This window comes from Pseudoalteromonas atlantica, assembly GCA_007988745.1.
Lineage (GTDB): Bacteria > Pseudomonadota > Gammaproteobacteria > Enterobacterales > Alteromonadaceae > Pseudoalteromonas > Pseudoalteromonas atlantica.
In genome coordinates this window covers 24541-43854 of sequence record BJUT01000028.1, presented here as the reverse complement: position 1 = coordinate 43854, position 19314 = coordinate 24541, and the positions used below count along the sequence as shown (strand labels likewise).

General features: G+C 41.4%; 16 protein-coding genes. 9 read left to right on the top strand and 7 right to left on the bottom strand.

The features are described from left to right. Position 1: 1 nt before the first annotated feature. The 4 genes from PAT01_RS12405 to PAT01_RS12390 all read right to left on the bottom strand — a co-directional run bounded on the left by PAT01_RS12405 (position 2) and on the right by PAT01_RS12390 (position 3249). Positions 2–1834, bottom strand: a complete 1833-nt coding sequence (locus PAT01_RS12405; protein ID WP_154945563.1) for an Lnb N-terminal periplasmic domain-containing protein — start codon at positions 1832–1834, stop codon at positions 2–4. Positions 1835–1914: 80 nt separating this feature from the next. Further along, positions 1915–2397, bottom strand: coding sequence for a DUF3015 domain-containing protein (locus PAT01_RS12400; protein ID WP_024033216.1), 483 nt, complete (start codon positions 2395–2397; stop codon positions 1915–1917). Between the two features lie 166 nt (positions 2398–2563). After that, positions 2564–2947 (bottom strand): hypothetical protein, encoded by a 384-nt coding sequence (locus tag PAT01_RS12395; protein ID WP_024033215.1) that lies wholly within the window; start codon positions 2945–2947, stop codon positions 2564–2566. Next, positions 2944–3249 carry a hypothetical protein gene (locus tag PAT01_RS12390; RefSeq protein WP_138578549.1) on the bottom strand — a complete coding sequence of 102 codons (306 nt, stop codon included), beginning with the start codon at positions 3247–3249 and terminating at the stop codon, positions 2944–2946. Before PAT01_RS12390 ends, PAT01_RS12395 begins: the two co-directional genes overlap by 4 nt. A gap of 271 nt (positions 3250–3520) precedes the next feature. Here PAT01_RS12390 and PAT01_RS12385 point away from each other — a divergent pair, with 271 nt between their 5' ends. Both PAT01_RS12385 and PAT01_RS12380 read left to right on the top strand, forming a co-directional pair. After that, positions 3521–3940 carry a VOC family protein gene (locus PAT01_RS12385; protein ID WP_024033213.1) on the top strand — a complete coding sequence of 140 codons (420 nt, stop codon included), beginning with the start codon at positions 3521–3523 and terminating at the stop codon, positions 3938–3940. A 153-nt stretch (positions 3941–4093) separates the two neighbouring features. After that, positions 4094–4879 (top strand): hypothetical protein, encoded by a 786-nt coding sequence (locus tag PAT01_RS12380; RefSeq protein WP_232423966.1) that lies wholly within the window; start codon positions 4094–4096, stop codon positions 4877–4879. 25 nt (positions 4880–4904) lie between these two features. Here the strand turns inward: PAT01_RS12380 and PAT01_RS12375 are convergent, their stop codons facing one another. Then, the gene (locus tag PAT01_RS12375; protein ID WP_249318433.1) at positions 4905–6491 is read right to left on the bottom strand and encodes a sensor domain-containing diguanylate cyclase; all 1587 of its coding nucleotides are present in this window, start codon (positions 6489–6491) and stop codon (positions 4905–4907) included. Positions 6492–6785: 294 nt separating this feature from the next. Between PAT01_RS12375 and PAT01_RS12370 the strand changes: the two genes are divergently transcribed. Continuing rightward, positions 6786–7244, top strand: coding sequence for a DoxX family protein (locus PAT01_RS12370; RefSeq protein WP_138578516.1), 459 nt, complete (start codon positions 6786–6788; stop codon positions 7242–7244). A gap of 74 nt (positions 7245–7318) precedes the next feature. Here PAT01_RS12370 and PAT01_RS12365 read toward each other — a convergent pair whose 3' ends face one another. Further along, positions 7319–10417, bottom strand: a complete 3099-nt coding sequence (locus PAT01_RS12365; RefSeq protein WP_138578518.1) for a beta-galactosidase — start codon at positions 10415–10417, stop codon at positions 7319–7321. Positions 10418–10529: 112 nt separating this feature from the next. Between PAT01_RS12365 and PAT01_RS12360 the strand changes: the two genes are divergently transcribed. After that, positions 10530–11357: an AraC family transcriptional regulator gene (locus PAT01_RS12360; protein ID WP_138578520.1), complete on the top strand. Its 828-nt coding sequence runs from the start codon at positions 10530–10532 to the stop codon at positions 11355–11357. On the opposite strand, the gene PAT01_RS12355 is transcribed toward PAT01_RS12360, so the two are convergent. After that, positions 11354–12340, bottom strand: coding sequence for a permease (locus PAT01_RS12355; protein ID WP_054982782.1), 987 nt, complete (start codon positions 12338–12340; stop codon positions 11354–11356). The genes PAT01_RS12360 and PAT01_RS12355 overlap by 4 nt on opposite strands. Before the next feature lie 242 nt (positions 12341–12582). Here PAT01_RS12355 and PAT01_RS12350 point away from each other — a divergent pair, with 242 nt between their 5' ends. The 5 genes from PAT01_RS12350 (at position 12583) to PAT01_RS12330 (ending at position 19123) form a co-directional block, all read left to right on the top strand. Beyond that, complete coding sequence (locus tag PAT01_RS12350; RefSeq protein WP_024033207.1) at positions 12583–12876, top strand: ArsR/SmtB family transcription factor; 294 nt, start codon at positions 12583–12585, stop codon at positions 12874–12876. A gap of 116 nt (positions 12877–12992) precedes the next feature. Then, complete coding sequence (locus PAT01_RS12345) at positions 12993–13301, top strand: hypothetical protein (RefSeq protein ID WP_138578522.1); 309 nt, start codon at positions 12993–12995, stop codon at positions 13299–13301. Between the two features lie 148 nt (positions 13302–13449). After that, positions 13450–14712 (top strand): TolC family protein, encoded by a 1263-nt coding sequence (locus PAT01_RS12340; protein WP_154945562.1) that lies wholly within the window; start codon positions 13450–13452, stop codon positions 14710–14712. Continuing rightward, the gene (locus tag PAT01_RS12335) at positions 14709–15968 is read left to right on the top strand and encodes an efflux RND transporter periplasmic adaptor subunit (RefSeq protein WP_154945561.1); all 1260 of its coding nucleotides are present in this window, start codon (positions 14709–14711) and stop codon (positions 15966–15968) included. Before PAT01_RS12340 ends, PAT01_RS12335 begins: the two co-directional genes overlap by 4 nt. An 8-nt stretch (positions 15969–15976) precedes the next feature. After that, on the top strand, positions 15977–19123 hold the full coding sequence (locus PAT01_RS12330; protein WP_154945560.1) for an efflux RND transporter permease subunit: 3147 nt from the start codon (positions 15977–15979) through the stop codon (positions 19121–19123). The last annotated feature ends 191 nt before the right edge of the window (positions 19124–19314 follow it).

Sequence of the window (19314 nt, the reverse complement as noted above, 5' to 3'; positions counted from 1 at the left end):
CTTAAAAGTAAAACTGCACTGCAAAACTAGCCGCAGTATTATAGCTGTGCCATTTTTCGTGCTTTATTTGGCTGCGAAGCGCTATATTACGCGACAGCGCGTAGCTCCAAGTTAGGGCAGCTTCGCTGTGGTTATTAGCATTATTATCGCTTAGCCAAAACATATTACCTGTAAGGGCTAGTTTGTGATTGTTATTTACTTGCCAAATAACGCCCGCCTCACTGCCTAATCCAACGCTGAGCTGGTTAGTAATATCTCCAGTATTTAGCTCAAACTGTCCCAAAATGTAGCCATGCACACTGTTTGGATTGCCATAAGATTTACCGTATCCACCCTTGGTAAAAAAACGGCCAGAGCGTTTGTTTGGGCTTGGTTGCCTATCAAAGCCCATTTTTATATTCCACGACCAGCTATCAAATACACGGTTATCGGGGGCAAGCGACATAGCATCAAGTAAGTAAAAGTGCTCAATATGGCTATTCCCGCTATCTGATAGGTTGGCTGATAAGTCAAAAAAGCTAATTTGTGCACCGGGTATAAAGCCTGCGGGTCTGTCTAGTAAATCATGATAAGCAAGGCGATAAGCTACATTGGTGGTGTTTTGCTGGTTATTATTTTGCACTCTTTTAGCCGTTAGCCTTGAAGAGCCATGGCCTTGCTCTGGTGACGCTTTAGGCTTTGCCGGCTTAGACAAAGGTGAAGGAACCGCATACTTACTGCGCATTAAAAGTAACTTAGTAAGACGAGGGGCTATTTCCTCACGGTTAAGTGCTTTGTCGTAAAATTCAAAATTTAACCATTCGTACGCCATTTCTAATATGGCAACAAGTTCTTGCTGTGAGTAATTACGTGTATTTAATGGCTTGCCTTGCATAAGGGCTCTGGCATCACTTAGTTGTTGGTCACTTAATTGCGTTGAATAGTGGAATAACTTAGTGCCAAAGGCGGGACGATAATTTGGCGTTTGCAGTAAATTGTTATCCCTTAACACGGCAACAGTGTCTGAAGGAATAGCCTGCATATTAAATTGTGAGGTTAAGTTAAGCTCCTCATTTGCTAATTGCAGTAACGCGAGTAACTGATAGGAGCAATTTTCGTCTATAAAAAAATAATCAAAAGTGGCGTTTTGTAGCTCCCACAAATGCAGTAATACCAGCTCAACTTGTTGCTCGGTTAAGTTGAGTTTGTATTCCCAAATATCGCGTGATTCTAAATCATTATATTCGCGTACTTTTTTATAATACGGCATAAGCGAAAACTTACCCGGGTAGCTACCAATAAGGCCTTTTAATGCGTACATAGCAGCGTTATCTGAGCCATCAGGTTCTGCCGCAAAGTTTACAGCAAAGGCAATCAGCTCTTTACTACGGGTTTGATCTTTAGCATCGATGCGCAGCAAAGTGTGCCCAAACATAGAAGAAGGGCTGTTCATAAATGCAGTAGGGAATACAAGCGTAACTCCTTTAGGATTAATGACTTGTTGCCAGGCCTTAAGCTCAGCGCAATCAAGAGCAGGCCAATTGTTTTTAATTTTTGATTTTAGCCATGTGTAGCGAGCTGGAAATTGGCAGCTGTATTTTTGTTGACTGCTTTTATTGGCATTAAATGCGCTAATGGTGGCATTTAGCTCATCTACTGGGCTGGTTTTACCTGTAGGCGATAAAAAAAACTCGGCGCTATCTACTTCGCTTTTAAAGCTACCTAATGTGGTATTGCGGTAGTGGCCCAGTTTAAGCCAATAAGGGTGTGTGGCTAAGGTACTTTTTTCAATACTTTTAGCATGTGAATGCGTACTAAAAAGTATGGCTAGCAAGGTAAATAATATTTTTTTCATAATCACTAAATCATAAAAAAGCCGCTAGAGGATACTCTAGCGGCTTTATTTATACATATAAAACCGGCTAATTTAGCTGATTAAGAAAGAGTATAAGAAGCTAGTTGTGCATCGCTTGCTACAACAGCGTTTAGGTTTTCTAACACTGTTTGTGAAGTTACGTTCTCAGAAGTAAATACTGAAGAAAACTGTGCTTGAGCAAGCTTGTTGAATGCTGCTTTATCTTGTTCTGAAACGCCCCAAACCTCAGCAAGTGTTGCTAAAGTTTCGCCTTCACCTTGAGACATATCACGAGCAAGCTGCTCCATGTTGCCATCGATGAATAATGCGATTTTTTCAGAAGAAGTAACTGTACCAGTACCGTCACAACCTAAAGTACCAAATGTGATACCGAAAGTTTGGTTACCAGAAGTACCATTAGTTGTAGCGCCTAAAATTTTAACGCCTTTACCTTGCTGACCAGCAAATAACATAGAGCCTAGGCCACAACCAATATCTTGGTCAGCCATTGCATTAGAGAAAGGAAGTAAAGAAAGTGCTGCTACTGCGATTATTTTTTTCATATTCATAAATCCATATACGATTAGTCTTTATTTAGGGTAAATAAAGATCGCGGAGGATTCTAACAGAGTTGTAGAAAAAAGGAACATAACTAGCTATGAATTTTTTCATGTTGCGTTTACTTTAAGCAATAAAATAAACAAGTTACTTACTGTTTTTAGCTTGCTTTTAAGAGCTTGGCTTTTTACTTCTTGGCGCTCCGAGTAAAATAAACATGTGGCAAATACAAATAGATAAAAACGCACTCACACCTAAGGCACCGCCATAACCATCAAGCTTTGGTACTAGGTATTCAAATAAAAACGAAAATAAAATAGATGAGCTGGCCACGGTATAAATACCAAATCGGTGTGGGGCGCTCATGCCTATAAACGTGCCGCCAAAAAACACGACTGAGTATAAGTCGGGGTTTAGGTTTAAAGCACTTAATAGTAAATAAGCAATAATAGAAAGCGAGGCCGATGCACGTATGCCGTCAAAACGATTATGTTTGGCTAAGTAAAACGTTAGAAACGCACCTAATAAGGCTATAAATGGGTATTCTAAATTCATAAAACCATTCCTTTGGCCAACATAAATAAAGCCACGCTGGCAAAGGCAACACTGCCAAGCTTACCGCCAAATCCGGTAAACATATTTATGGTAAGCACATATAAACTGGCGCCAATAACAGAAATTATGGCTATTTCCCAATAACTTGTAATTAAGTATGTAGAGCACATACCGGCAAAACTACCTGCGTAAATAGCCGCATAGGGATGATTTTTAAACCGAGCAGGAAAAGGAATAAACGAGCCAATTAGCCCTGTAAGCGCCGCCGAAATAACTAAAGGCAATGCAAAAGTAGTGTGCATGGCAAAGCAGGCAACAAAGCCTAAAAAGAAGGTTATAAACTTTAAAAATAAGAATTTAATCATAGTGGCGCATTTTAAACTAATCCTTTTACGCTTTCTAACTATCTCTAATAAATAAAATGTGGGTGTTAGCGTTAAATGTTATTAAGGCTACTTTTTAAGCTGGATTGGTATTAACTATGCTTATTTGTGGCTGTTAATGTTTCATAAATTATATTTTATGTATAATAGAGGTTATTAATATACAAATTTAAAAGATTAAAGGTAATTTATGTCTAACTGTTTGCACTTGGCTATACCCGCTGGCGATTTAAAAGTAGCGAAAACGTTTTACTGTGATGTGCTTGGCTGTAAAACAGGGAACAGCGAAGAAGGGCGCTGGGTAGACATAGACTTTTGGGGTAATGAGCTCACCTTACACCAAAGCGAAGAGCGCTTACCCACTGTTCGCCACGATGTAGATATGGGCGCAGTGGCGGTACCGCATTTTGGTATTCATTTATCTGAAGATGAATTTAACGGTTTAAAAAAACGTATAGAAGATGCGGGGCTTGAATACCTAGATAAACCGTATCGCCGTTTTGTTGGTGATGAGTTTGAACAAGAAACCTTTTTTATTGAAGATCCAAACGGCAACGTGCTTGAAATGAAAACCATGGTAAACCCTGAGGTTTTATTTAAAAAAGCGTAAGCAATATTTATTAAAGAATAGGCCACTTTTGTAGTGGCCTTTTTTGTACCTATAGATGAAAATAATTACACCGTATGAGTGATATTTATTCACTCTACAGTACGGAATTTTAAACGTAGACTAACGCGCAACTCTCATACTTTATAGTTATTTATGTTGCTGTTAAAACTCACCATTGCGCCATTACTTTTATTATTTATTCACTTTGCTCAAAAACGCTTTGGCAGTTTTGTAAGCGGTATTATTCCGGGCTTGCCTATTACATCGGGCCCTATTTCGTATTTTATTGCGCTTGAGCAAGGTAAGTTATTTGCCAGTAACTCGGCTGTGGCGTCGCTGTATGGCATGAGCGGTATAGGCTTATTTTGTTTTTGTTATGCTGCCATGCTTGCAAAATACGGGGTAGTTAAAGCGCTGTTTGCTGCATTAACACTATGGTGCGCTTTTAGTGCATTTACCTTGTTATTGCCGGTGAATATTGCCTTTGCATCGGTGCTCTCGCTCAGTACTTTATTGGTGCTTGCGCTGGCATCGAGTAAGTTAAAATTTGCGCCCGATGCCAAACCTTTTACCGCTGCGTGGGAGCTGCCGCTAAAAATGTTACTGGTCAGCTGCTTTATTATGTTAGTTACGTTTATATCGGCAAAAATAGGGGCAATGTGGAGCGGGTTACTTTCTACTTTTCCGGTAATTTTGGCGGTTATGGGCAGTATTGCGCATGCAAGTGATAAAAAATACTCGGCGTATAAGGTGCTTAACGGCGGCATTATTGGCTCGTTAGGGGGCTGTGTGTTTTTTGCTGTGATTGCACTCGCGCTTAAGTTTGAATTTGTGATTTGGCAGGTATATGCAGCGGCTGCAGTGTGCTCAACTTTATTTACCATTATTATGAGCCACTATGTAAACCGTAAACAATTTGCCAAGCCGGCTACGGTTTAATAGCAATAAGCAGTATTGCTTAAATTTAGCCATCTACTAACGTGAGCGGTTTAACCTTTCGTTGTATTTTTTCGTGGTACATGGCGGTGTCGCCCGCTTTTAAAATTTCATCAATAGAGTGGGGCGGTTCACTAAATACGGTAGTACCCATACTCGCTTTAATGGCTATAGGGTCGTTGTTGTGATTTATTGTGAGCCTATTTAAGGCGGTTTTTAAATGATGAGTTTTAGGATTTACCTGCGCATTAGTATAAAAATGTGCAAGTACGACAAATTCATCACCGCCTAAGCGCCCTACAGCATCGCTGCTGCGAACACTGCTTTTTAAGCAACGGGCAACGTTGCATAAAGCGTCATCGCCTACAGCATGGCCGTAGCTGTCGTTTATTTGTTTAAAGTCGTCTAAATCTATATACATCAAACATAATACGCCGCCTTTTTTGGCGTGCATATTGATAAGCGCGGATGATTTTTTAGCCCAGCCCCTGCGGTTTAAAATACCACAAAGGGGGTCGTAGTCTGCTTCGGTTTCGGCGCGCTTTTGTGCAATTCGCATTCGGCTTATACGCCTTGAAACCGCAACAGCTAATAAAAATGATTCAACCGCAAACGCTAAGACAAACCCATAACGCTGCATAAACGGGCTTTGGTTAATAAGCAGCACCCTAAAAATCATACTTACTAATACAAAGCTAAGCGCTACAAATACGAGTGTTGCCTCGCGTACACCTTTGAGGGCTTGCATGGCTGCTAAAGTAAAAATAACAGCCACAATAAACAGCGAAGAATAAGCCATTATATGCCCTGCTATTGTCCAAAATAACAGGTCGGTAACGAGCATTTTAAGTACCGCGCATAGCATTACAGTACAGGCCAATGTTTTGAGCAGCTTGGTTAATTTAGGCCAGCGTTTATTAGTCTCGAGTAACGCAAGCATAAACCATGTGGCACTTAGTACGGTTAAGCCAATGCTAAGTAGGTATAAGTTAAAAATAACGCCAGAGACATGCTGCGTTACAAATAAATACAGTTGCCCTTCTTGGAGTAAAATAAAGCTGCCAATACAAAAAATGTAAATGCTGTAGAGCTTAAATACACTTTCGTTAAGTCTATGTCCCATTATTAATACATAAAAAATAAGTGTAATGCACAACCCATAAAATGAGCCCATAATCAGCGAATGTTGCTGTGCTTTTTTAAAATAAATATGAGTTGGCTGCCATTTAAACCGCGGTGTGTAATTAAGCTTTGATTCTAATGTTATTGTGGCTGTAAAAGCCCCCGAGTCCATTAAGTAGGCTACTTGCCCTGCTTTTAAGGGCGCTTTTACAGTGTTGTTTTGCTGCCAAGTAAAGCTATCTAGCCCCGGGCGTAAAAAGCTTAGTACGCCACCATTTTTAACAGAGCAACTTATTTTATATTGATTAACACCGCGTTGAGCAGTGAGTTCAGAAGGAGTATTTACCTTTAGCACAGAGGCAGGCGTGGGTGAGTTTAAGTGCTTTATTTTACATGTATCGGCAGCATGAGAATCAAAAGTAATAAATAACGTGAGCAAAGTAATGAAAACAAAAAAGAGCGCCCCCTTATTTTTAGGTGGGAAAAACGTCAATCTATTACCTTTATAGCTCATAAGCGGATCCAATTTTTACTACTTTTTTTATACTAGCAGAGCCGGACTATTTAGCTATTAGTTTACTGTTTAATAACGCTTAAAAGTGCGCTATTAAACTAGCTCCTGAGGTGCTTATGCCCGCTAAGTACAAAATAGCCGCAACTTAGTTAAGCAATTAAAAACACCATGTTGATAATTTGGCAATAATATTCGTATTAATTGTTTTAAATGATGATAGTAAACTGTACTCATTGGTTACTAGCCTTATTAACAATAAAACAGGATCACACTATGAAATACTTACACTCATTATTAAGCTCTAACGCAGGAATGGCAGCACTTATTTTACGTGTACCCGTTGGTTTAATTTTAGCAGCGCACGGCGCACAAAAATTATTTGCTTGGTTTGGTGGCTACGGTCTTGAAGGCACAGGGCAGTGGATGGCAAGCATTGGCCTTGAGCCTGGCTATTGGCTTGCAATGATGGCAGGCAGCGCTGAATTTTTTGGCGGCATTGCCTTAGTCATTGGTTTATTAACGCGCCCAGCGGCTGTAGTTACGGCGTTTACTATGCTGATTGCGATATTTAGCGTACACATTAGTCATGGTTTATTTGCAGCAAACAACGGCTATGAGTTCGCACTTACTTTGTTAGTTGCCACGGCTGCACTGGCTATACAAGGGGCAGGTAGCTTATCGGTTGATAACGTAATTGCTAAAAAGTTAGCGAACAAATCGCTGCCTCAGTAGTAGTAAATAACAATTCAGTATTAAAAAAATAGCGGCTAAATTAGCCGCTATTTTTGTATGGGTTAAGCGCTGTTTTATTTAGCACTGAATTTTAAAGAGTAGTTGTATTGCTTTTGCTCTAGTAAATACTCTTTATGGGTACTTGGGCTCCACGAGTCATCGCCGCCAACCCCCATATGTTGATGGTCAATATGTACATGTAAGCAATCATCAGCGACTAGCTCATTAGTGTGCTTTGCTTGCGTTAACATGCTTTGCGAATACTCGTTGGCGGCAAATAAAAACGTACCAGTCACGTTTAAGTTATTAATGCTTAGTAATTGGCAATCACTACGTACGCCATTATCGGTTGGGAATATATACGGAGTATGTAGCTCATTATATTGTGCGCTGTAATACCCTAAGCGCGCAGCAGCTTTACGATCTGGGTAGTTTTCAAATGGGCCTAAACCAAGCCAATTTACTTGTATATCGCTTGGTTTATTAAGCGTTGTGCTTACCCCTATGCGTGGCATGGGCGGGAGAGTATCGTTTAGTTGTACATCAATATTTAAGTTAATTTCACCTGTATTATTAAGTGTATAAAACCAAGTTGTTTTTGCTTGTACTGCGCCATTAAATTCATAACTAAATACACAGGTAATACGTATATCTACTTTTGATTGCACGACTTCAAACGAGCGACATGTACGCTGCCACTGCCCAATACCTGCTCTTAACCAGCGTGCTTCCCATGCGTTAGGGTCTAGGTTGTCTACTTCGCTTACGCCTATGTCGTTATCAAGCGGGGCGCGGTAAAAATTATCAACCAATGGGCTTTTAATAACTTGGGTTTGATTGTGCAGCCATTGCTCAATAAGGCCTGATTGGCTATTAAACACAAGTTTAAAGGTATCGCCTTCAATGCTTAGCTGTGTGTTGGTTTCGCTAATATTTAGTGCGCCGTGCGTTGAGGCGTTTGTTAACGCAGGCGAAAATGTATCAGCGCTTAAACTTTGGCTATTTATAAGCTTAAATTGCTCGGTGTTTAATACATGCTCGGCATTTGCAAAGCTTGAGTCGTTAATCAGTGCAACATCTAAATTAAGGTGATATTGCGCACCTGCTTTAAACACCAATTTTGTATTAATCGTTAGCGTTTGCGTGCTTTGCGGAGCAATATTAATAACTTGCTCGCCTTGCTCTACACATTGGCCATTTTCTATTAACTGCCAAACCAGTTTTTCGTTATCGGTTGCTCTAAATACATAATCACTAAATACATCAACGGTGTATTGGTTTTGAGTTTGCTCTCGCAGCGTAAATTGTAAATGTTGCTGGCTGTATTTAGCTTCAAACAGGCTTGGGTGCGGTGTACGGTCTGGAAATAATAAGCCGTTTATACAAAATTGGCGGTCGTTTAGTTCATCACCAAAATCGCCACCGTAAGCCCAGTAATGCTTGCCGTTTTTATCTGTTTTAGATAAACCTTGATCGACCCAATCCCAAATAAAGCCACCTTGCAAACGCGGGTATTCTCTAAATGCTTGCCAGTAATCGTCAAAGCTACCTAGGCTGTTACCCATTGCATGGGCGTATTCACATAAAATAAGTGGGCGCGTTTCACCTGGTAGGCTTAACCATTTTTTTATAGAGTATTTAGGTACGGCGTCATCGGCAACATGGGTATCTACACGGGCATACATAGGGCAAATAATATCGGTTGCGGTGGTATTTGCGCCGCCACCTTCGTATTGCACTGGGCGCGATGGGTCAAAGCTTTTAGACCAGCCGTACATCGCATCGTGGTTGGCACCGTGCCCGCATTCGTTACCCAGTGACCAAATAATAATAGAGGCGTGGTTTTTATCGCGCTCAACCATTTGCGTATAGCGCGACATAAATGCACCAGCCCACTGCGGATCGCTCGCTAAACGCCCCATAGGAAACATGCCGTGGGTTTCTATATTGGCTTCGTCTACTACGTATAAACCTAGCTCGTCACATAACTCGTAAAAGCGTGGATGGTTAGGGTAGTGAGCGGTGCGTACTGCATTAAAGTTATTTTGCTTCATCAGCTTAATATCTTCAATCATGTCGGTGGTACTCACCGTGTGGCCGTTTTCGGGGTGGTGTTCGTGGCGGTTAACACCGCGAATAAGTAGCGGTTTGCCGTTTAAGCAAAGCTGCCCGTTAAGCATTTCTACTTTTCTAAAGCCAATGTTGTAGGCTTCTACATCTACAGTGTTGCCTTGCTCATCTAGTAAGCTTACAACACAGCGGTATAAGGTCGGGGTTTCGGCGGTCCATTTTTTAGGGTTTTGTATATCAATTGTTTGAAATACTACATCGCTCCAACCGCCTTTTTCATCAACGCGTTTATTGTTAGTGCTTTGTATGTGTGGCTCACACAGTGCCTGTTCACCATCAAAAACCTGTACTGCTACTTGGTAGTTATTTGGCGCATCTATTGCGGTTTTTATATGTAGCGCTGCATCGCGGTAGCAGGCGTCTAAATCTGGGGTTATAAATACATCGCGTATTTGGTGTTGTGGTTTAGTAAGTAAATTAACATCGCGGAATATACCGCTTAGCCACCACATGTCTTGATCTTCTAGGTAACTGCCATCGCTCCAGCGAATAACCATAACCGCAATGCGGTTGGTGCCAGCCACTAACAGTTTGCTTAAATCAAATTCGCTGGGTAAGCGGCTATCCTGCGAGTAGCCCACCCATTGACCGTTACACCAAAGGTGAAACGCCGAGTTTACGCCTTCAAAAATAATATGATTACGCTGAGCTAATTGATCCGCCGTAATAGTAAACTCAGTGCGGTAGCAACCTGTTGGGTTATCGCTTGGTACAAATGGCGGGTTTACTGCAAAGGGGTATTTAACATTACAATAAATAGGTTTATCAAAGCCGTGTAGTTGCCAGTTAGAAGGCACTGGAATACTTTGCCAGTCGCTGGCGAGTGTTTCACTTAGCAATGACTCATCAACCGCTTCGGGTTTATCAAATAATTTAAAATCCCACTGGCCGTTTAAACTTTGTTTTTGTGATTGTGTGTTGGTACGGGCATGGTCAACGCTTTTAAAACCATTAAGTGGGCTGTGTGCTTTTACTTGATTAACTTGCACCGAAATAGGGTTTTCCCAATCGCGACGGTTAATTATGTGCTGTAGTGAGTTCATTAGTGTCCTATTGCATGTGTGGCAATTAAAGTGGCTTAAATATAGCTAAAATAATGTGTTGCGGTTATGCTTAAAGCTCTCTTTTATTTATCCAAAACTATCATTTTAAATTATGCGCAACACCATTGTAGATGTACTCGATATTGGCCCAGAGTGTACAGAGCGGTTTATTGATTTAGCCACGCTTTCGCAAATGCCAAGCCTTGAAATAGAGCTGGCAGGTTGCTCAAATTTATTGGGTGATTATTGTGTTGCGCGTACTAACCCGCTTGAACACACTCTTTTTTATACCTTGGCTGGCCAGGGCACGCTAAAAACCATTAATAACCAATATGCACTTGCCGAAAATAGCTTAGCTATATTGCCTGCAAGGCAAAGTTTTGAGGTTAAAATAGCGAGCGAAAAATGGGATGTTATTTGGCTAAACCTTGCAAACACCAAGCGTTGGCAACATTTAAATTTAGCGCAGGCTAAAGTATTAACTAATCAGCAGTTAGCGCCATTACATTTAGCTATGGAGCTTTTATACAGCGAGACAAACGCTACTTTGCGCGAAGGCGTAATGCCTATTTTAAGCCACTACTTAAATACTACGCTTCAAAGCGAGCCGCAAATAGGCGGGCAAAATAGATTAACCAGCTTGTTTTTAGAGGTAGAAGAACGCCTGCAGTTTGATTGGACAATAGAGGCTATGTGCGAACAAGTACATTACTCAGCACCGCATTTACACAGGTTATGCCAAGCGCAATTTGGTAAAAGTCCTATGCAGCAGCTGATTTATTTACGTATTAAACGGGCTAAAAACTTGCTACTAAATACCCGCTGGCCGGTTGCCCATATTGCCGCTTACGTGGGGTACCCTAATATATTTAATTTTTCAAAACGGTTTAAAAAATCAGTGGGCGTGTCACCCACTGAGTTTAGAAAAATGAGCATTTAAAAAATAGCTTGGTATAAAAAGCCTGCACCAATAGCCATAGTAATAATGACAAACAAAAAGGCGGCTATCATTTGGTTTTTAAAAATTGATTTAAGCAAAATAACTTCTGTTAAGCTTGCGCCCGCGCTGCCAATTATTAATGCCATTACCGAGCCAAGCGCCATGCCTTTTTTGACCAATGCGGCACTTAGCGGAATAACGGCTTCGGCTCTAATATAAAGTGGAATACCAATAATGGCTGCAATAGGAATGGCATACCACATACCATCGCCCGCATATTTAGCAATTAGCTCGGTAGGAATAAAGCCATAAATAAACGAGCCTATTGCTACCCCTAGCATTAAGTACGGAAACACCTGTTTAAAGTCTTTAAAGGTTGCATGCCACACTTTTACCCAGCGATTAGGCTGCGCTTTTTTAGTAGGCTCTATTGCTTTAGGTTCGCCGCAGCTTGTGGTTGCACAGCTTGGCTCAACTTCTTTAGGCTCACTACAGCTTGGTTTTGCGCAGCTACTAGTAGATTCTGTGCTGTAAGCTTCTGGTTTTACATACCTTTCAAAGCCTAGCTTTTCAAGGGTATAGCCTGCTACAACCGACACCACCATAGCCACTAAAAAGTAAAATAAAGCGACCTGCCAGCCAAAGGTAATTACAAATAACCCAATGATCACCGGGTTAAGTAGCGGGCTGCCAAATAAAAATACCATCATAGGGCCAAAGCCCGCTCTCGCTCTTAATAATCCTTTTAAAAACGGAATGGTTGAGCACGAACAAAATGGTGTAATAGCCCCCAATAAAGCAGCAACAACGTAGCCCTTACCGTTTTTTGAACTTAAAATAGATTGAATTTTTTCGGGTGTTATAAATAGCTGTAAAACACCCACTAAATAACTAATAACAATAAATAAAATAGTTAACTCTGTAGCTAAAAAGGCAAACATGCCTAACGCCTCTTTTGCCATTGCTAGCATTTCATTACTCATAACGCACTCCAAAGTACACAGGGTATAACTTACGTTAAGTAAGTTATATTTCGAATTTTATGGAAGTATATTGATGGGCAATAATATCGTCAATACTTTATTTCTAGATATATAGAAATAGTTTTTATGCCCTTGTTTTTAAATGTTTTATTTTTTAACTTTTAAGGTAACTTGCTAATAAAGCTGTATTTAAAGATTCAAATTGTTATTATTTCTAATAATTTAGAAATTACGAGGTTGTAATGGAAATTATCGACGTTGCAAAAGCATTAAAAGAATTAGGCCATCCTACGCGTTTAACTATATATAAGCGTGTAGTTAAAGCAGGGCACACTGGAATTAGTGTTGGCAATATACAAGAAGAGCTAAGCATGGCGGGCTCTACACTTTCGCACCATATATCGGGCTTAGTTAACGCTGGGCTAATTAGCCAAAGGCGCGAAGGGCGCACGCTTTATTGCGTGGCTATGTACCAGCGCTTAGACGATGTAATTGGTTTTTTACAAAACGAATGTTGTGTAGACGAAGGGCAGTAAACTTTTATCAACGGTTTTGCGCGTTGTTTATTGACCTCAAGACGCGCGCGGGTTTAATATGCCGCTGTTCCTAGTTTGTAAAATAGGAACCTACTTTAAATTTAATTAGGTAATGGATGCGCTCAAACTACTTTTTAGTCGTGATACTTCTTGTGCTTGTACACAGCTTTATTAGCTGTGATGCTGCCGCGTATCATTTACAAGAAGAAGTCGATCATGCTTCGCACATTCAGTCTGTGGCCGATACAGACGATGAAGACGCGCAACCACCTACCGAAATTCATGCCCATCAGCATTGCCACTGTGGTTACTACAGTACGATAAATCATTCAATAAGCCCTGAACAAAGCCAAGCCACAAACAATGCTTGTTACAATGGTTTAAATTACCCACCAGATGTTCCGCCACCCAATTTTTATAGCTAGTTTTTAATTTTAAACACTTTGTATATAACTGCCTGCGCCTGTGCGCTACAAGGCTAGTTATGTACATATTTAGGTTGCTTAATCGCGCTTGTTTTTAAAATAGGCATAGTGATTAAGCCAACTCTGTTTGTTAAAACGGATATGCTATATGAACAAAAAACTACTTATGCTGGTGGCGCTACTGTGTGCACTACCAACACTGAGCGCTTTGGCAAAAAGCGAGCCTCAAAACGTATTAACGCTAAAGCAAGCGCTTAAAAATACCGAGCAGCAAAACTTACAGCTTAAACGCTACCCGTACCATCAAAAAATATTAACCGCGCTTAAAAGCCAAGCCGCGCTTTCACCTAACCCTGAGCTGAGCTTTGAAGCTGAAAACTTTTTAGGAACTCATGGCTCTCATGCGTTTTCGGGGGCGCAGTACACGCTGGCTTTAAGCCAGTTAATTGAGCTTGGCGATAAACGCCAAAATCGTATTAATTACGCTACTGCAAATATAAAAGCGCAAACAATTGAGTATAAAAATACTCGGTTAGCACTTTTAGCAACCACCGCTGAGCGTTATTACCAAGTGCTAAAATTTCAGGCGTTAATTGCACTAAACAGTGAGCGTAAAAACACTGTTAAGCAGGCACTCAACGCAATTGAAAAACGCGCTAAAGCCGGTGCGGTCTCAAGTGCTAATGTAACCCGCATGCGTTATGCATTAAGCCAAGTAGATTTAAACACGGCCATGCTACAAAGTGAATTTGAGCGCTCTCGCTTAGCACTCAATGAGCTTTGGCAAGAGGAGCAAGTGAGTGATTACTATGCGGGAGATTTATCAAAAATAGCTGCTATTAAAAGTGAGGCAGCGTTACTTGATATGGTAAATACAGCACCAGAATTTGCACTACTACAGCAGCAATACATGCAACAAACGGCTAATTTAGCACTGCAAAAATCAACGGGTCAAAGTGATTTAACCCTTGGTGGTGGTGTGCGATATAACCAGCAAGCTGATGCCAGCTCGTTAGTGTTTTCGTTTTCAATGCCGCTGCAATTAAGTAACGCTAATGGCGGTAATATTGAGGCGGCGCAGCATCAGCTTACGCTACTTAATGAACAACAAGGGCAATTACGTATACAGTTACGTAAGCAAATACGCACGCTCTATGCGTATTACCAAGGTAAAGCGGCGCAAGCACAGCTTTTAACACAGCGCGTTATTCCACAAGCGCAAACGCTCATAAAACAAAGTTTAAAAAGCTATCAACAAGGGCAAATATCGGTATTGCAATTACTCGATGCACAGCAAGCTTTATTTGATTCTAAACGTGCACTTATCAACACCCATAGCGAGCTATATCAAGTGCTCCTTACCCTTGAGCGTTTAACTGGCCAACCTTTAATTGAGACTCATCAATCATGAATAAAACTCTTATCGCATTATTAATTACGCAATTACTTACACTCCCATTTTTAAGTAGCATGGCTATGGCATCTGATGACAATCACGAAGAAAGTCATGGTGACAGCCACGAACAAGGCCATAAAGACGAACACACACAAAAAGGCCCACACGGCGGCTTTTTACTAACCAATAACGCCCTTGATTTAGAGCTTAAATTAACCCAGTTTGCCGGTAATACCGAGCTGCGAATATATGGGTTTAAGAACAATAAAACCGTTGATATAAACCAGTTGGACGTAACCATAAACGTGCAGCGTTTAAGTGAAGCGCCACAGCTAATTCGCTTTAAAGCTGAAGATGACTATTTAGTAAGTACCGTGAGCGTAAACGAGCCGCATTCTTTTAAGCTTGATGTAATGGCTCGCTATAAAGGCGCTGAAATAAATTATCATTATGAGCAAGAAGAAGGGCGCACAACGCTAAGCGAGAAAGCAAGTGAACGCGCTGGTATTAAAACTGACATTGCAAAAGCAGGTAGCGTTGAGCTAACCGATACTTTATTTGGTGTTATAGCACCCACTGCGCAGAGCACCGTTGAAGTAATGGCGCCTTATACCGGGTTAGTTAACGATATTTTTGTAAGCATTGGTCAAAGCGTTAAAAAAGGCGATAAGCTTGCCAGCATAACCAACCGTGAAACCCTACAAAATTACACCATAAAAAGCCCAATTACAGGTGTTATTACCGAGCAATATTTAAAGCGCGGCGAGCTTGCCAGTAGCGCTTTAATGCAAATAGTAAACCTTGAAACCGTATGGGTTGAGCTGTCGGCCTTTCCCGATAACATTGAAAAGCTCGCCATAGGGCAAAGCGCTACAGTGTATGACTTACATCATCATTTAAATGCCCAAGGTGAGGTGTTTTACATAGCCCCAATGATGAGTGGTGGGCACATTGCACGTGCGCGAATCGAGCTTAAAAACCCTGATGGCCATTGGCGACCAGGTATGCATGTTAATAGCGACATTAGTACTGCAAAAGTAGATGCGGCTGTACGCGTCAAAGCGAATGCTATTCAAGAATTTAACGGCAAACCTAGCGTGTTTATAAAAAGTGGCAATGTGTTTGAAGTACGCCCAGTAAAACTCGGTGCTAAAAACAGCGAATGGGTAGAAGTGCTCGAAGGGCTTTCGCCAAACAGTGAGTACGTAACTGAGAATAGTTATGTAATTAAAGCCGATATTTTAAAAAGCGGCGCAAGTCACTCTCACTAGGAGGCAACATGATTAACTGGATAGTTTCGTTTGCGGTTAAGCGCCGCATGATGGTGCTTGCACTCACACTTTTATTTGCTGGGTTTGGCGTATACAACACACAAAATTTAGCCGTTGATGCGGTACCCGATATAACTAATGTACAAGTGCAAATAAATACCAAAGCGCCGGGCTTTACCCCGCTTGAAGCCGAGCAGCGCATTACATATTTGATTGAAACTGCAATGGCGGGTATTCCTAAGCTTGATTACACCCGCTCAATTTCGCGTTATGGGCTCTCGCAAGTAACCGTTATTTTTAATGAAGGGACCGATATTTATTGGGCGCGCCAGCAAATATCAGAGCGCATACAAAGTATTAGATCAGATTTACCTGCCAATATTGAGCCAAACTTAGGGCCAATTGCCAGTGGGTTAGGGGAGATTTTTACTTATTCTGTGCATGCAAATAACGGAGCATTAAAAGACGATGGTACGCCATTTAATGCAGAAGATTTACGTACCCTGCAAGATTGGGTTATTCGCCCGCAGCTATTAAAAGTAAAAGGCGTTACCGAAATAAACAGCCAAGGGGGTTTTGAGCGCCAGTACCAAGTAGCGCCCATGCCTGAAAAGCTACTCGCTTATAAGCTCACACTAAGTGATGTTATTACAGCACTTAAATTAAATAACAGTAACCAAGGTGCAGGGTTTATAGAGCGTTTTGACGGGCAATATTTAGTGCGCTCACCAGGGCAATTAAAAACCATTGATGATATAGCCAATACCGTGGTTGCTAAGCGCGATGATGCACCCGTTCGCATAAAAGATGTGGCGAACGTGCGTTTAGGCAAAGAGCTCAGAACCGGCGCCGCTACTTATAATGGTAAAGAAACCGTGCTTGGCACCGCCATGATGCTCATTGGTGAAAACAGCCGCGTAGTGGCAAAAGCCATGGCTGAAAAACTTAAAGATGTACAACTTAGCCTACCAGCAGGTGTAGTGGTTGAGCCTGTATACGACAGAACAACCCTAGTTGATAAAACCATAGACACTGTAAAAACGAACCTGTTCGAAGGGGCTGTGCTAGTTATTGTTATTTTACTGCTGTTATTAGGTAATGTAACCGGTGCGCTTATTACGGCCATGGTTATTCCGCTTAGTATGTTATTTGCCATTACCGGTATGGTAGGTAATAGAGTGTCGGGTAACTTAATGAGCTTAGGCGCAATCGACTTTGGTTTAATTGTTGATGGCGCTGTAATTGTGGTTGAAAACTGTTTAAGGCAACTTGGCCTTGCGCAACATAAGCATGGCAGGCTACTTACACTAAACGAGCGTTTAAATGTGGTAACCGCCGCCACTAAAGAAGTGTTCAGCCCAGCAGTATTTGGCATTTTAATTATTATGCTGGTGTATTTACCGTTATTTGCACTGAGCGGGGTTGAGGGCAAAATGTTTCAGCCAATGGCATTTACCGTTGTAGCTGCACTAGTTGGCGCACTTATTTTTGCCGTTACCTTTGTACCTGCCGCTATTGCGGTATTTGTACGCGGTAAAGTGAGTGAAAGCGAAAATGCAGTTATGCGCGGTATTAAAAAAGGTTATAAACCGCTACTTGGCTTATCGCTAAAACTACCGTGGGTGATGGTATGTATTGCGGGTGTTTTAGTGATTGCACTTGGCTTTAAAGTTAAAAATATGGGCGCTGAGTTTTTACCGCAACTAGATGAAGGCGATATAGCCATGCATGCACTGCGTATTACCGGTACCGGTATTGGGCAATCGGTAAAAATGCAAAAAGAGCTAGAGCAAGCCATTTTAGCTAAGCCGGAGGTGGCAAAAGTATTTTCAAAAATTGGTACGCCCGATGTAGCAAACGATCCGATGCCACCTAACGTTGCCGACACCTTTTTAATGTTAAAACCGCGTGAGCAATGGCCAAATCCTGCTTTACCTAAAGAAGAACTGGTTAAGCAAATTCGCCATTTGGTAAATGAAGTACCAGGTAACAACTATGAGTTTACCCAACCAATAGAAATGCGCTTTAACGAGTTAATAGCTGGCGTGCGCGCCGATGTGGCAGTGCGTATTTACGGCGATGATTTATCAACATTAAAACAGTATGGCGAAAAAGCCACAGCCTTGGTGCAAAGCATTACTGGCGCAACCGATGTACGCCTTGAGCAAATGGAAGGCCTGCCTACGCTTTCGGTTACGCCGCTTCGCGACCACATGGCGCTGTTAGGTTTAACAGTAACTGACATACAGCAAAGTGTAAGCGCTGCTATAGGTGGTGTAAAAACTGGGCTAATTTATGTAGGCGACAAACGTTTTTCGTTATTAGTGCGTTTAGATGAGCGTTGGTCTAGCGATATAACACAGCTTGCACGTTTACCTGTTGCTGTGCCAAAAAGTGCTAATCCCGACCTTGCATTTGTACCGCTGGGCGAAGTTGCAAATATTAGTATTAATAAAGGGCCTAATCAAATAAACCGTGAAAGCGGTAAGCGTAATGTTGTAGTAACTGCAAATGTAGAAGGGCGCGATTTAGCAAGCTTTGTAAGCGATGCACAAACTGCTTTAAATGCGCAGCTTAATTTACCTAGTGGTTATTGGATTGAATACGGCGGCACGTTTGAACAACTAGAATCGGCAAGTAAGCGGCTATCGCTGGTGGTACCGGTTACTTTATTACTTATATTTGGCCTGCTTTATAGCGCGTTTAATTCACTGCGTGATTCGTTAATTATATTTAGCGGCGTACCACTTGCCCTTAGTGGTGGTGTGCTTGCGTTACTGCTACGCGATATGCCGTTATCAATATCGGCAGGTGTGGGGTTTATCGCGCTAAGTGGTGTAGCGGTATTAAATGGCGTGGTTATGCTGTCGTTTATTAAGCAGTTAAGAGCCGATGGGCTTAGTTTGATAGATGCAATACAAACCGGTGCGCTTTCGCGCCTGCGACCAGTACTTATGACGGCTTTAGTGGCGAGTTTAGGGTTTATTCCTATGGCGCTAAATACAGGCACCGGCGCTGAGCTACAAAGGCCGCTGGCAACGGTTGTGGTTGGCGGAATTATTTCATCAACTCTACTGACGCTATTAATATTGCCTGCGCTTTATAAATTAGTGCATGCAAAGTTTATTAGGCATAAAAAGGCTGAGCTTATTTAGTATAGTCTGCAATTTTTTTAATATAAATTATCTATCTGGTTAAATATCTTAACTAAAATAAGCACTCATTTTTTACTTTACTGTGAGCAGAGGAATAGAGTTAAAGGTACTATAGGTATGCAAAACCATCATTTTTCGGCTGATTTCCTAAAATATTAGGCCTTGAGTGAAACAGAGCTAACAAGATATGT